This is a genomic window from Pseudomonas sp. JL27(2026), from assembly GCF_056933555.1.
Genome location: NZ_CM167794.1, coordinates 1598415 through 1614874 on the forward strand (window position 1 = coordinate 1598415; position 16460 = coordinate 1614874).

The window sequence follows — 16460 nt, forward strand, 5'->3', positions numbered from 1 at the left end:
GTTTTTGCCTTGGATTTTTCTATTTAACTAATTCGCACTCTTGCCAACGAGATCCCCCGACATGGATGTCCGCCAACTTGCCTTACTGGCTCGCCAGCCTTCTATTGCCTTGATTTCCCGGGAACACTTCCTGGGCTTGCCGAAACGGGGGGTGGCATTCTTGCTGGCCAACGTCATGTTCTGGCAGCCAATGTGGGCCCAGGCGGACGGGATCGTGGTGAGTGCACCGGGGACCACGCTGGATCACGCGGGCAACGGCGTGCCAATCGTCAACATCGCCACGCCTAACGCCAGCGGCCTGTCCCACAACAAGTTTCATGACTACAACGTGGGCACCAACGGGATCATCCTCAACAACGCCGCGACCCAGACCGTCGCCACCCAGTTGGGCGCGAACATCGTCGGTAACCCGCACCTGAAGGCCAGCGGTTCGGCGCAAACCATCCTTAACGAGGTCAACGGCGCCAGCCCCAGCCAGTTGCGCGGCTACACCGAAGTGGCGGGGCAATCGGCCCGCGTCATCGTCGCCAACCCGTACGGTATCAGTTGCAACGGCTGCGGCTTCATCAACACTCCACGCGTCACCCTGACCACCGGCAAACCAATTGTGGATGGCGGTCGGCTCGAACGTTTTCAGGTTGACCAGGGCAGCGTGTCCATCGACGGCGCAGGGTTGAATGCGACCAACGTCGAGCGTTTCGAAATCATCACCCGCAGCGCGAAAATCAACGCCGAGATCCAGGCGAAGAACCTGACCCTCGTTGCCGGTCGCAACGACGTCGATGCACACACACTCAACGCCACCGCTCGGGCCAATGACGGCAGCGCGAAACCGGAACTGGCCATCGACTCTTCGGTGCTGGGCGGCATGTACGCCGGTGCGATCCGATTGGTCGGCACCGAGGCCGGCGTGGGCGTGAAACTCGACGGCAAACTGATCGCCAGCGGCGGCGATATCCAGCTTGATGCCAACGGTCATCTGCGCATGGCCGATACCTCGGCCAGCGGGGCCGTGAACATCGCCGCCAACAGCCTGGAGGCACAGGGACCGGTCTACGGCACGGCGCTGAACGTCAACACCCAAGGCGCGTTGACCAATCAGAAGACCCTCGCGGCCCGTGACAGCATCACGCTGATCAGCGGCGGACAACTGACCAACAATGGTGTGATCGAGGCAGGTGTTAACGCCGACACCAGCCGCAACGCCAACGGCGATGTCAGCCTCAGCGCGCAAAACCTGAGCAACCGCAACAGCGTGATTGCCAGCCGCACTCTGTCGGTCAACACCGCGCAAACCCTGGACAACCAGGGCGGCACCCTCAACGCGCAGCAGAGCCTCAACCTGACGGCCGCAACCCTCGACAACCAGAACAAGGGGCGGGTACTCAGCGCTGGCAGCCTGGCGGTCAACGCCAACCAGTTGCTCAACAGCCAGGGCCAGATCACCAGCAACGGCGCACTCAATGCGACCCTCGGCCATTTGAACAACAACCGTGGTGAACTCAACAGCCTGACCACGACCACGTTGCGTGTGGCCTCGCTGGATAACGTCGCCGGTTTGATCGGCGCCGGTGAACAGTTGGACATCAACGCCAGCGGTGCACTGAACAACCAGAACGGCCGTCTGGCCGCCGCGCGGCAAATCACCCTCGGCGCCGCCAGCCTGGACAACAGCCAGCAAGGTTCGATCGTCAGTCAGGGCACGCTGGACATGACCGTCAGCGGCAAACTGGCCAACCAGCAGCAGGGCAAGATCGAAGCCAATGGCGCGGCGCGCCTGAGCGTCGGTAGCCTCGACAATCAGCAAGGGGCGAGCCTCACCAGCAGCAATACCCTGAACCTTACAGCGGGCCAGGTGAACAACAGCGAGGGCGGCAAAATTGCCAGCGCCCAGACGCTGACCGCCAGCGTCACTGGCCTCGATCAACATGACAAAGGCCAGCTCTACAGCAACACCGACCTGAGCCTGGACCTCAATCAGGGTCAACTGAATAACCAGAACGCCTTGATCAATGCTCCCGGCCAGTTACTGCTGAAAAACCTCAACGGCGTCGCCAACCAGGGTGGCGAGATTTCCAGCCTGCACGCCTTCACGCTGGCGGCTATCAGCCTGGATAACAGCGCTGGCAAGGTCCTGAGCCAGCAAGCGCTGACCCTGCGTATCACGCAGGACCTGAACAACCACAATGGCCGGATTTCCGCGCTCGGCGTGGATGCGCAGCTCGGCAGCCTCAACAACACCGGCGGCACGTTGAGCAGTGACGCCGACCTGACGCTGCGCGCCGACGGCGTGGTGACCAACACCGACGGCGAAATCTCCAGTGCCGCCAACACCCGCCTGACTGCCGCCAGCCTGGTCAATGGCAACGCCGAGGTGTTGGGCGACAAGGCGTTGAACATTGACCTCATGGGTGCACTGGATAACCGCAACGGCGTGCTCGGTTCGGGCAAACAGGTGGAGATTAACGCCGCCAGCCTCGACAACCGCGACGGCGGCAGCCTGGTCAGTGACGGCAGCCTGACGGCCCGCATTACCGGTTTGTTGGACAACCAGCATGAGGGTGAACTGCTCGCCAAAGGCCTCATCGACCTGAGCACCGGCAGCCTGGATAACCGTGGCGGTCGGGTGACCGGCAAGGACCTGCTGACCCTGCGCAGCGATTCGGCAGACAACCGTGGCGGCCTGATTCGTGCCGACAAGGACCTGAAACTGGCCATCGGGCAACTGTATAACCGCGACAAAGGCGTGATCAACGGCAAGGCTGCCATTGACCTCAAAGGCACCGGTTTCGACAACCGCGGTGGCTTGCTCACGGGCGTCGGCCCGCTGACGTTGCAGGCCAAAGAGGTGCAGAACGCCATGGGCCGGATCGCCAGCCAGAGTGACCTCACGGCCAGTATCGACACCTTGCGGCAACAGGGCGGCGCGCTGGTTGCCCAGGGCAACCTGAGCCTGACCGGCAGCCACCTCGACAACCGCGATGGCGGTTTGGTGGGTACGACCAAAGCGCTGACGCTGAACGTCGGCGAGATCGATAACCGTTCGGGCGAGCTGTCCGCCAGCCAAAGCGTGAGTGCCACTGGCCAGCGACTGGATAACAGCGAGGGCGGCAAGTTGCTGGCCGGTGCGGATTTGACCTTGCAGGTAGCGCGCCTGATCAATCAGAACAAGGGCCTGATCCAGGCCAAGGGCAGCACCACGCTGACCGGCAGTCGTCTGGACAACGCCCAAGGCACCCTCGACAGCCTGAAAGGGCTGGACATTACCCTCGACGGCGCGCTGGACAACGGCAAAGGCTTGATCAGCAGCGAAGGCCGCTTGAACGTCAACGTCGGCAGCCTCGACAACAATGCTGGCAACCTGGGCAGCGCCGATAACCTGGCGCTGACCAGCCGTGGCACAGTGCTCAATCAGGGCGGCTCGATCAGCACCGACGGCACGCTGACCCTCAACAGTGCCAGTCTGGACAACAGCCAGAAAGGCCTGGTGTCCGGCAAAGGCGCGACGCAGGTTACGACCGCTCAGGTCGATAACAGCCAGGGCGGGCACTTGATCAGTGGCAGCACCCTTGAACTCACCGCGACCCAGGTCAACAACGCCAAGGGCCGCATCGCCAGTGATCAAGCGTTGACCGCGTCTGTCACCGGCCTCGACCAGCAGGGCGGTGAGCTGTTTAGCAAAACCAGCCTGAGCCTGGACTTCAATCACGGCCAGTTGAACAACCAGGGCGGTTTGATCAACGCCCCCGGCACCTTGCTGCTGAAAAACCTCAACGGCGTGAACAACCAGAAGGGGGAGATTTCCAGTCAGCAAGCCTTCACCGTGGACGCGCGCGAACTCGACAACAGCGGCGGCAAACTGCTGAGCAATCAGGCCCTGACCCTGCGTATCGCGCAGGCATTGAACAACATCAAGGGCCTGGTTTCCGCCGCTTCGGTCGATAGTCACAGCCAGTCGCTGGACAACAGCGACGGCCTGCTCAGCAGTCGAGGTGGCCTCGATCTGCTGGTCGACAACACGGCTACCAACCAGCGTGGCAGCGTGATCGCCGACGGCGCGTTGCTGCTGACCGCCGACACCCTCGACAACCGTAGCGGTGAAATTGCCGGCAAGGCTGACGTCACCGCGACGCTCAAACAGCTGAATAACCAGCAAGGCAAACTCATCAGCACCGAGACCCTCAGCCTGGGCGCGGACAGCGTGGACAACCGCCAGAGCGGTTTGCTGGGTTCGAGCAAAGCCCTGAATCTGAACGTCGCCGCGCTCGACAACCGGGGCGGGGAATTGACCACCAACACCGACCTGACGCTGGTTGGCCACTCGCTCGACAACAGTGACGGTGGCCAGGTGTTTGCCGGCAAGGCGTTAAGCCTGACGCTGGACCAGTTGCTCAACCGCAACAAAGGCCAGATCGATGCCCGCACCACACTGGGTGTCGATGCACGACGGCTCGACAACAGTGGCGGCAACCTCGTCAGCCTGCAGGGCACGCGGCTCGACCTGACCGGCGCGTTCGACAACCGCGTCGGCAAGGTCAGCAGTGAAGGCACTCTGAGTGTTAAAACCACTGAACTGAACAACACCAAAGGCAGCCTCTCCAGTGCCGGCAACCTGACGCTTGCCAGCGATGGTCGCCTCGACAACCAGGGCGGTGAACTGCTCACCGATGGCGCCTTGAAACTCGACAGCGCCAGCCTCGATAACCGCGAGCAAGGCAGCATCAGTGGCAAAGGTCCGGTGACTGTCAGTACCGGTGCGTTCGACAACAGCCAGAACGGTCGCCTCAACAGTGGCAGCACCCTGAACCTCAACGCCGGTCAGGTGACCAACCAGGAGGGCGGGCGGATCGGCAGCGTGGGCACGTTGACCGCGTCGCTCACTGGTCTCGATCAGCAGGGCGGCAAGCTGTTCAGCAACAGCACCCTGAGCCTGGATTTGAATCACGGCCAACTGAACAACCAGAACGGTTTGATCAACGCTCCCGGCAGCCTGCTGTTGAGCAACCTCAAGGGCGTGGACAACCAGGGCGGTGAAATTTCCAGCGCCCAGGCGTTCACGCTGCTGGCGCAACACCTCAATAACACCCGCGGCAAACTGTTGAGCAATCAGGGCCTGACCCTGCGCGTCGCCGAGCTGCTGGACAACACAAAAGGCATGATTGGCGCGACGCGCCTCGATGTTCGCGCCGATAACCTGAACAACAACAACGGCACGCTGACCAGCAGCGGTGACCTTGAGCTGCTGGTTGACCGCCAGTTGAACAACCAGGATCAGGGCCTGATTCGAGCGACGCACAACCTCACGCTCAACACCGTTTTGCTCAACAACCAGAACAGCAGCCTGCTGGCAGGCAACGCCATGACCCTGAACGCCATGGCCATCGGCAACAACGCCAAGGGCCTGATCAACAGTCAGGGCGACTTGAGCATTACCTCCGACCGGCTGAACTCCAACGACGGCGGCGAAGTCTCGGCCAAGGGCGACATCAGCCTCAACCTCAAGGCGTTGCTGCAAGAAGGCGGGCGCCTGCTCGGTGACAAAGCCGTCACGCTGAACCTGGCCGATGGCGACTTTGACAACCGTAAAGGGGTGCTCAATACCAAAGGCCCGTTGACCTTCAATAACCTGCGTGACCTGAACAACCGTGGCGGCGAGATTTCCAGCGACCAGGGTTTCACCCTCAACGGTCGAACCCTGGACAACAACGGCGGTAACCTCATCAGCAAGCAGCAACTGAGCCTCAACGGTGCAGAGTTGACCAACCTCGGCGGGCTGATGTCCGGTTGGGAAGGGTTGAACGTGACCGGAGCCAGCCTCGACAACCGCTTCAACGGCACGCTGTCCAGCCGTAACGGCAACCTCGGTGTGAGCCTGAGCGGCAACCTGCTCAACAACGACAACGGCGCATTGGTCAGCCAGGGCAACCTCAGCGTCACCGGCCAGTTCCTCGACAACGGCAACAAAGGCATCATCAGCAGCGGCGGCGGGCAGACGCTCAACCTGAGTACGAGCATCAACAACAGCCAGGAAGGCCTGATCGACAGCGGCGCGGGGCTGGTGATCAACACCAACACCCTGGCCAACTCCAACGCCACGATCAACGCCCAACAGGCGATCACCCTCAATGCCGGCGACCTGTACAACAGCCTCGGCAAGCTGGCGAGCAATGGCGCGCTGACCGTTAACCTCAAAGGGGTGCTTGAGAACAGCGACGGCAAACTGGCCAGCGCCGGACCGTTGTTGGTCAAGGACGCGAGCGAGATTCAGAACCAGCGCGGGCAGATCGTCAGCCAGGACCAGTTGACGCTGCTGACCGGTGAGCTGGACAACAGCAATGGCGGCACTATCGCCGCTAAAGAGACACTGCGGGTCAACGCCACGGGCACCCTGAACAACGCTGGTACCGGGCTGATTCATAGCCAGAACGGTGACGTGCAACTGCGCGCCGCCAACCTCGCCAACCGCAACGGTGCGATCCAGGCTCAGAACGCGATGCTGCTGGCCATTGCCGGTGAGCTCGATAACCAGAACGGCAAGATCATTGCGCAGACCGGCGACGTCAGCGCCTCTGCCGCGAACATCGACAACCGTGGCGGGGTGCTCGCCAGCCTCAAGGGCGCCCTTGAAGCGCGTGCCGTGGGCGTTCTGCGTAATGGCTATGACCTGAACAACAAGGGCGGCATCCTTCAAGGTCAGCGCCTGAACCTGCAAGCCATGGGCGGTTTCGGCAACAACGGCGGGCGGGTCTCGGCGCAAAGCGGCGACGCGATCATCCGCACCACCGACCTGGACAACCGCAATGGCGGCCTCTACGCCAAAGGCCTGGTCAGCGTCAGCGGTAATGCGTTCGACAACAGCACCGGCCAGGTCGCCGCCCATCGCATCGACTTCAGCCTCGGCGGCGCGCTCAATAATCGCAGCGGCATCCTTGAAAGCGACAGCACGTTGGCGGTCAGGGCGGCGAGCCTCGACAACCAGGGCGGCAAACTTCGCGCACTGGGCGGCAGTGGCAAAACCGACTTCCAGATCGGCGGCCTGCTCGATAACCGCAACGGCATTCTGGAAACCGGCAACAGCGACCTGACCCTGGCGGTTGGCGGCTTCCTCAATGCTGGCGGGCAACTGCTGCACCTGGGCGACGGCACCTTCGACATTGCCACCGCCAACGTCACCGGCGCGGGCGGCAGCATCGTCACCCGTGGCGGCCTGACCCTCAACGCCGACAGTTGGACCAACACCAGCGTGATTCAGGCCGGGCGCCTGTACGTCAACGTCAACAACTTCAGTCAGGCCGCGGGTGGCCAACTCCTGGCGTCGACACGCCTGGAAGGGCGCGGCGGCCATTGGGCCAACGAAGGCCTGATCGCCAGTGACGGCAGCATGGACGTGCAGCTGTGGGGCGGTTACAGCGGCAATGGCCGGGTCAGCAGCGTCGGCGACCTCACGTTCGGCGCCTCGCAGATGACCATCAACGAGGCCGGTAGCGTCGCGGGCGGTGGTCTGACCAAGGTCAATGTCGGTGGGCAGTTGACCAACCTCGGGCGCCTGACCTCCAACAGCGGTCTTGAGGTCAATGCCGGCGTGCTGAACAACTTCGGCACCCTGGCCAGCGCCCAGAACCTGCTGATCAATGCGCAGGCAATGACCAACAACCGGATTCGCCTGAATCAGGGCGCGTTGCTGTTCAGTGGCGGCGACATGAAATTCCAGGTCGGCACGCTGAACAACACCTACAGCGACATCTACAGCCTGGGCGGCATCAGCGTCCTGGGCTACAACGGCGCCGATCGGGCCAGTCGCGTGGATAACCTCTCGGGCACTATCGAGTCCACCGGGGACATGTCGCTGAAATCGGCGGTGGTCAGCAACAAAATGGAGAACTTCAAGGTCAAGACCACCGCCGTGAGCTCGGCGGCCATTGGCGTGCGCTGCTACAACTGCGACACGGCCAGGCCCAAGCGTCTGGACAGAGTCAATTCACACCTGGTGTGGCAGCAGACCTTCGATGTGGCTGTCGACGGTGATGCCGATGCCTCCAATATCATCGCCGGCAAAAACCTGACCGTGGCCGGTTCGGAGTTCGCCAACTCCAACTCCACCGTGTCGGCGGCGGGCAATATCACCATCAACGTGGACTCGTTCAATAACACCGGGACCGCGCTGGGCGGTTACTCCAGCCTTAAATACATCGACGCCACGCCATCGCTGGAGGTCTGGGCGCAGATCATGGAGTACAACCGCTACAACGACGCGGCGTACAACAAAAACCTGCACTTCTGGAACGCGGGCGGGCAGGAGTCGATGGAAACGCCCTGGACCAAGTCCAACCCTCACGTCGGTGAAATCTGGGAACAGATGATGGGCACCTACATCGTGGGTGCGGGGCAGGGCGGGTATATGACATTTGGTGAATCCCAATACGCGACGGGGATTCGCACCCAGGCGCCGGCCGTCGTCCTGAACGCGACACCGTTCGACGAGAAAATCGTTGGCGCGGCGGCCAGCCGTTTTGTGCCGGCCATCGTTCAGGCGGGCGGTAACGTCACGATCACCGCGACCAGCAAAATCACCAACGGCGTCGAGCGTTCCTTCAGCCCTGCCGCCACCGGAGCGCCGCGTGGGGCTGACACCCGCGCCACGGCGTCGGCCAAGCCGACCATCATCAACCTCAACCGCCAGTTGCCGCCAGACCTGGCGCAGCAGCAGGTCAACCCGTTGGCCTTGCCAGGCTTCAGCCTGCCGAGCGGGCAGAATGGCCTGTTCCGCCTTAGCGGTCAGGGCGCCAGTTCGGGTGGCATGACACCGGCTACCAGTGGCCCGCAAAGCTGGACACTGGGCGGTGCGACGGTCATCCCGTTGCAGCGTCAGGTGGACGTGCCGGGCATTGGCGGTCGGACGATAGAAGTGGCGCCAGTCGATTTGGTTGTCGGCACGGACCGCCAACTGACGCAGCAAGCGCGTCAGGGCAGCGGTGTCGACGCCAGCGCCTCGGCTATCGATGTCGGTGCGCCGGCAGACGTTGGGTCAGGCGTTCAATTGCCCGGCCATAACAGTACGCCCGGTTCTATCGCCGCCAAGCCTGCGGTTAGCGTTGCGCCGTCGACGTCGGTGCCGGGCAGTGTGCCGCCCGTGCAAACCCTGACTCGCGTGCAAGGCCTGCCCGACAGCAGCGTGCGCTCCAATCCGCACAAGTACCTGATCGAAACCAACCCGGTGCTGACCGACCTCAAGCAGTTCATGAGTTCGGATTACCTGCTGGGCAAACTCGGTTACGACCCGGACAAAGCCACCAAACGCCTGGGCGATGGCTTCTATGAGCAACGGCTGATTCAGCAAGCGGTGGTGGAACGCACCGGCAAGCGCTTCATTGACGGCCAGACCTCCAATGAAGACCTGTTCAAGCACCTGATGAACAACGCCATCACCAGCAAGGACCAGCTCAATTTATCCGTTGGTGTGACCTTGAGTGCGCAGCAAGTCGCGGCGTTGACGCACGACATCGTCTGGCTTGAAGAACACGAAGTGAACGGAGAGAAGGTGCTGGTACCGGTGTTGTACCTGGCCCAGACCAACAATCGCCTGGCCCCCAACGGTGCATTGATCGAGGGCACCGACGTCAAACTGATCGCCGGTGAAGACCTGCAAAACGCCGGCACCCTGCGTGCCAGCAACAACCTGACGGCCGCCGCGGGCAACAACCTGGTCAACAGCGGCCTGATCGAAGCGGGCAACCGCCTCGACTTGCTGGCCGGCAATGACATCGTCAACAAGTCGGGGGGGATCATCAGCGGGCGTGATGTGTACCTGGTGTCGGTCAACGGTGACATTCGTAATGAACGCACGGTGACCGAGGGCGGTTTCTCCAACCGTGGCTATACCCAGAGCCGCGAGTATCTGGACAGCGAGTCCCGCATCGAGGCCAAAAATGAGTTGGGCTTCGATGCCGGACGCGACTTCAAAAACATTGGCAGCGTGCTGACCAGTGGCGCCGATATGCGCATCGAAGCCGGACGCGACGCGAGCATCGTGGCGGTGGAGCAACACAACGCCGACTTCACCGGCACCCGCAGCAACAGCGTGGTCCAGGGCGGATCAATCGTGACGGCGGGGCGCGACTTCGTGGTCAATGCCGGGCGTGACGTGACCGTCGTGGCCAGCCAGATCGACGCCCGTCGCAACGTGGAAATGAGCGCGACACAGGATCTGCTCATTTCCTCCGGCGCCGATGAAAGCCACTCCTACTACAAGTCGAAGAAGGTCACGGCCCAGGAAGATCACATCAAGCAGGTCGGCAGTTCGATCACCGCAGGCGGCAAGGCCGGGTTCACCTCGGGCAACGATCTGACGGTGGTGTCGAGCCGTATCAGCGCGGGCGATGAGGCCTATCTGGTGGCGGGTGACGACCTGAACGTACTGGCGGCCGAAGACTATGACTACTCACTCTACGACAAGAAGAAAAAGGGCAGCCTGGGGCGCAAGGAAACCCGTCGCGACGAGGTCACCAAAATCACCCACATCGGCAGCAGCATCAGCAGTGGCGGTGACTTGACGCTGGTCAGCGGGGGGGATCAGCGTTATCAGGTTGCCAACCTCAACGCCGGCAAGGACCTGACCATCAGCAGTGGTGGCGACCTGACGTTTGAAAGCGCTACTGACCTGCGTCAGGAAAGTCACGAGAAGAGCAAAAGCAGCCTGGCCTGGAACGAGGCCAAGGGCGCTGGTACGACCGATGAGACGGTGCGCCAGAGTCATCTGGTGGCAGCGGGCGACATGGTCATCAAGGCCGCCGGCAAGATTCAGATCGACGTCAAGGAGGTCAACCAGCAAACGGTCGCCCAGAGCATCGACGCCATGGTCCAGGCCGACCCGCAACTGGCGTGGCTCAAGGACATGCAGGCCAGGGGCGATATCGACTGGCGCATGGTCAAGGAGGTGCATGACCAGTTCAACTATGAAAGCTCTGGCATGGGCATGGGCGCGGCGATTGTGGTGGCGGTGGTCGTCACCGTGTTGACCGCAGGGGCTGCGAGCGCGTGGGTGGGCGGCATGGCGAGTGCGACGGCGGGCTCGGGTTCGGCGATGGCCGCCGCCGGGGTCGCAGGCACGGCGACGGCAGGGGTGAGCGCCGGCTTCGCGAACCTGGCCGTCACCGCAGCGATCACGTCCATGGCCAGTACCGCAGCGGTCAGTGCGATCAACAACAAAGGCAACCTGGCCGATGTGCTCAAGGAGGTGCTCTCCCCGGAAAATCTCAAGGGCTACATCACTTCGGCGATTATCGCTGGCGCCGGTTCCTACACCAGCGGCTGGGGGAAGGAGCTGGGGCCTGAAGGTAATTTGATCACCAAAAACGTCAATGAGCGGCTCAAGGCTTATGCCGTCAATACCGCCCTGAAGGGCTTGCTCACCGGTGATGATAATGCCAAGTCGTGGCTGACCATCGCCGGCACCGGTGCGCTGGGGGAATTCTATGAGTACTCGACGGGGCGCGGTCCAGACATTCGGCCGGGTGTGGACCGTGCGGGCGGTCCTGCGTTTGTCGAACTTCTTGACGGGTTGGTCCCCAGGGAGTGGATTGACGGTGTGTTGCGCGAGGGCAAGAACATTGGCCTGAACACAGAGTGCAGTTCGATGCTGGCGGTGTGTCACGGAACGCTGATCAGCAATATCGCAAACCAGGTGCCTGGCATGAACGCCTTCGCCACGCTGCACGATACCTGGATGAACAAGGTCATTCTCAGCAAGCTGATGGACTTGAGGGCTGCGGGGATTCTTAATCCCAAGGCTGGCATGACCCTCTTCGAAAACCTCGGCACCATGCCACCGGCGCTGGTGGTCAACTACGGTGCGCTGTATGACAAGTACCGGCCATTGATCGAGCAGACCAAGCGCGAAGCGAAAAACTGACGCCCCCTCACGCTCCCGCTCAAGACCCCTTGAGCGGGAGCGTGGGATTGTCGCCTCGGCAGGTTCGTAACCTGCGGGAAAACCCTGTTCGCTCTCGAACAAAATCGCACTCAAAGATTGACGTCAGAATAGTGGCAACTTAATATCGCGCCACTATTTTGATATCACCTCCTGCCTCTCGTGCTGTCGTACGACTCTGGCCCTTCCCTGGCCGCCAGCGTGACCTATGCCATTACCTGAAAGACCGGACGTGCTGACCGCGCAGGCTTAGCAGCCCTTTGCTCGTGCGCGGATTTTTTCTTCTGATTTCCGCGATTTCGAGACCTTGAACATGGATGTGCGCCACCTGACCTTTCTGGCCAGTCAACCTGCTGCGGCTGTGAAAAGCCGTGAACGCTTTTTGGGCATGCCCAAGCGGGGGCTGGCATTCTTGCTGGCCAACGTCATGTTCTGGCAGCCGACGTGGGCCCAGGCGGGTGGGATCGTGGTCAGCGCGCCGGGGACCAGCCTGGGGCAGGCGGGCAATGGCGTGCCGATCGTCAACATCGCGACGCCCAACGCCAGTGGTCTTTCGCACAACAAATTCCATGACTACAACGTCGGCGCCAACGGGCTCATCCTCAACAACGCCTCGACCCAGACCCAGTCAACCCAGTTGGGCGGAATCATCGTTGGCAACCCGAACCTCAAGCACAGCGGCGCAGCGCAAATCATCCTCAACGAAGTCAACGGTGGCAGCCCCAGCCAGTTACGCGGCTACACCGAAGTGGCCGGGCAATCGGCCCGCGTCATTGTCGCCAACCCCTACGGCATCAGTTGCAACGGTTGCGGTTTCATCAACACCCCACGCGTCACGCTGACCACCGGCAAACCGGTGCTGGACGGCGGTCGCCTCGATCATTTCCAGGTCGATCAGGGCAGCGTCACCGTTGACGGCCCGATGCTGAACGCGACCAACGTCGACCGTTTTGAAATCATCACCCGCAGCGCCAAAATCAACGCCGAGATCCAGGCCAAAGACCTGAGCATCATTGCCGGTCGCAACGACGTCGATGACCAAACCCTCAAGGCTACGGCACGGGCCAATGACGGCAGCGCGAAACCACAACTGGCCATCGACTCCTCGGCGCTGGGGGGTATGTACGCGGGGGCGATCAAACTGGTCGGCACCGAGGCCGGCGTGGGCGTAAAGCTCGACGGCAAACTGATCGCCAGTGGCGGCGATATTCAGCTCGATGCTAACGGTCACCTGCGCATGGCCGACACCTCGGCCAGCGCGGCGGTCAAGGTGAACGCCGCCAGCCTTGAGGTTAAGGGACGGGTCTACGGCACTGCACTGGACGTCACGGCCCAAGGCGATGTGACCAACCACAACACCCTCGCGGCCCGTGACAGCATCACGCTGAGCAGCGGTGGGCAACTGACCAACAACGGCGTCATCGAGGCGGGGGTTAACGCCGATACCAGCCGCAATGCCAGCGGCGATGTCAGCCTCGACACGCAAAACCTGAGCAACCGCAACAGCGTGCTCGCCAGCCGCAACCTGACCGTCAACACCACGCAAACCCTGGACAACCAGGGCGGTACGCTGAGCGCGCAACAGCGCCTCAACCTCACGGCCGAAACCCTCAACAACCAGAACAAAGGCCGGGTGCTCAGTGCCGAACGCCTGGACCTCAACGCTCGGAAACTGCTCAACAACCAGGGCCAGATCACCAGCAACGGCGCACTCGATGCAACCCTCGGCCACGTGAACAACAACAGCGGCGAGCTCAACGGCCTGACCACCGCCACGTTGCGCGTGGCCTCGCTGGATAACATCGCGGGCCTTATCAATGCTGGCGAGTTGCTGGACATCACCGCCAGCGGCCTGCTGAACAACCAGAGCGGACAACTGAGCGCCCCGCGCATCCGGCTCAATGCCGCAGACCTGGACAACCGCCAGCGTGGTTCGATCAAGAGCCAGGGCGTGCTGGACGTCACCGTCAGCGGTCACCTGAACAACCAACAAAAGGGCCGCCTGGAAGCCAAAGGCGCGTCGCAGATCACCGCTGGCAGCCTCGACAACAGCGACGCCACGCTGGGCAGCGACACCGACCTGACGTTGAAGGTCGCGGGTACTCTGACCAACGTCGACGGCAACATTTCCAGCGCCGGCACCACCCGGCTCACTGGCGGTACGCTGAACAACCGCGAGGGCCAGGTGAGCGGCGATAACGCGCTGAACATCAACCTCAGCGGCGCACTGGACAACCGCAACGCGCTGCTCGGCTCCGGCAAACAGGTGGACATCACCGCCGCCAGCCTCGACAACCGCGACGGCGGCAGCCTGGTCAGCGATAACCGCCTGACCACCCACATCAGCGGCCTGCTGGATAACCGCAACAAGGGCGACATCATCGCCAAGGGAGTCGTCGACCTGCACGCCGGCAGTGTCGACAACCGTGGCGGTCAATTGACCGGCAAGGACCTGCTGACCCTCACCAGCGACTCGGTGGACAACCGTGGCGGCGAGATCCGCGCCGACAAGGACCTGCACCTGTCGGTCGGGCACCTGAATAACGCTGACAAAGGTCTGGTCAGCGGCAAGGCGGGCGTCGACTTCACCGGCAAGCGTCTGGATAACCAGCAGGGGCAGTTCACCGGCACCGGCCTGGTGACCCTCAACGCAGCCGAAGTCAACAACGGCCAGGGCCGCATCTCCAGCCTGAGCGACTTGAACGCTGAAATCACCGCCCTGAAACAGCAGGGCGGCTCCCTGTTTGCCAGCGGCAACCTGACGCTGACCGGCGCCAGCCTGGATAACGGCAAGGGCGGTTTGGTAGGCACCACAAAAGCGCTGAAACTTACCGTCGGCGACATCGACAACCGGGGTGGCGAGATCTCCTCCAGCCGTGGCCTTAACGTGAAAGGCCAGCGCCTGGACAACAGCGACGGCGGCAAAGTGCTCGGCACCACCGACCTGGAACTGAAGGTCGCGCAGGTGATCAACCAGAGCAAAGGCCTGATCCACGCCAACGGCATTGCCAGCCTCAAGGGCAACCGGCTGGACAACCTCGGCGGCAAGTTCGACAGCCTGAGCGCGCTGGACATCACCCTCGACGATGCGCTGGACAACGGCCAAGGCCTGATCAGCAGCGAAGGCCAATTGACCGTCACCACCGGCCGCCTGGACAACAACACCGGCCGTCTGAGCAGTGCGGGCGCGCTGTCGCTCACCAGCCGTGGTGTGGTGCTCAATCAGGGTGGCTCGATCAGCACCAATGGTGCATTGACGCTCAACAGCGCCAGCCTCGACAACCGCCAAAAGGGCGTGATCTCGGGCAAAACCGCCAATCAGGTCACGACCGGGCATTTCGACAACCGCCAGGGCGGGCGTCTCACCAGTACCGGGACCCTCAACCTCACCGCAGGCCAGGTCGATAACGCCACCGGCCGCATCGCCAGCGATCTGGCGTTGACGGCCTCGGTGACGGGGCTGGATCAGCAGGGTGGGGAGTTGTTCAGCAAATCCGGGTTGAGCCTGGATTTGAACCACGGCCAGTTGAACACCCAGGGTGGTTTGATCAACGCCTCGGGCAACCTGTTGCTGAAAAACCTTAACGGTGTGAACAACCAGAAGGGTGAAATCTCCAGCCAGCAGGCCTTTACCCTGGCCGCGCAACAGTTGGATAACAGCGGTGGCACACTGCTCAGCGATCACGCCCTGACCCTGCGCATCAACCAGAAACTGGACAACCTCAAGGGTGTGATCAGCGCGGCCGCACTGGACAGTCGCAGCCAGACGCTGGACAACACGGACGGTCTGATCAGCAGCCACGGCCGCCTCGAACTGCTGACTGACAGCACCCTCACCAACCAGCGCGGTAGCCTCATCGGCGACGGTGCCTTGCTGTTAACCGCAGGCACTCTGGATAACCGCGATGGCGTTATTTCCGGCAAAGGCGACATCACGGCGACCCTGAAACACCTGGACAACCAGCACGGCAAACTCATCAGCACGCGTGCGCTTAACCTTGGCGCGGCTTCTGTGGACAACCGTCAGGGCGGTCTGTTGGGGGCAACCCAGGCGCTGACCCTCAATGTTGACGCACTCGACAACCGTGGCGGTGAGCTCTCCAGCCATGCCGACCTGAACGTCATCGGCAAGACCTTCGACAACCGTGCAGGTCACGTCTCCAGCTTGAAGAACACGCGCGTTGAACTCAGCGGTGAGCTGGACAACAGCGAAGGACGACTCAGCAGCGAAGGCACACTGAACGTCGACGCCGGTCAACTGATCAACACCAAGGGCAGCCTCTCCAGCGCCGGTGACCTGACGCTCAACAGCGTGGGGCGTGTCGATAACCAGGGTGGCGAACTGGTCACCAATGGCATGTTGAAACTCGACAGCGCCAGCCTCGACAACCGCCAGCAGGGCAGCATCAGCGGCAAAGGCCCGGTCATCGTCACCACCGGCGCTTTCGACAACAGCCAGAAGGGCCAACTAGCAGCAACACCCTGGACCTCAACGCCGCTCAAGTAACCAATCAGGACGGCGGACGGATCGGCA

2 protein-coding genes are annotated in these 16460 nt (G+C 62.2%); both read left to right on the forward strand.

Going from position 1 to position 16460, the window contains the following annotated elements; translation table 11 throughout:
- The first annotated feature begins 61 nt into the window (after window positions 1-61).
- The gene (locus tag AC1Z1G_RS07305) at window positions 62-11908 is read left to right on the forward strand and encodes a two-partner secretion domain-containing protein (protein WP_483626062.1); all 11847 of its coding nucleotides are present in this window, start codon (window positions 62-64) and stop codon (window positions 11906-11908) included.
- 331 nt (window positions 11909-12239) lie between these two features.
- Entirely contained in the window at window positions 12240-16433 is a 4194-nt protein-coding gene (locus AC1Z1G_RS07310; protein ID WP_483626064.1) for a two-partner secretion domain-containing protein, read from the forward strand.
- The last annotated feature ends 27 nt before the right edge of the window (window positions 16434-16460 follow it).

Excerpts from the sequence above, each read along its gene's own strand:
- AC1Z1G_RS07305 (WP_483626062.1), top strand. The coding sequence starts at position 62 with ATGGATGTCCGCCAACTTGCCTTACTGGCTCGCCAGCCTTCTATTGCC.
- AC1Z1G_RS07310 (WP_483626064.1), top strand. The coding sequence starts at position 12,240 with ATGGATGTGCGCCACCTGACCTTTCTGGCCAGTCAACCTGCTGCGGCT.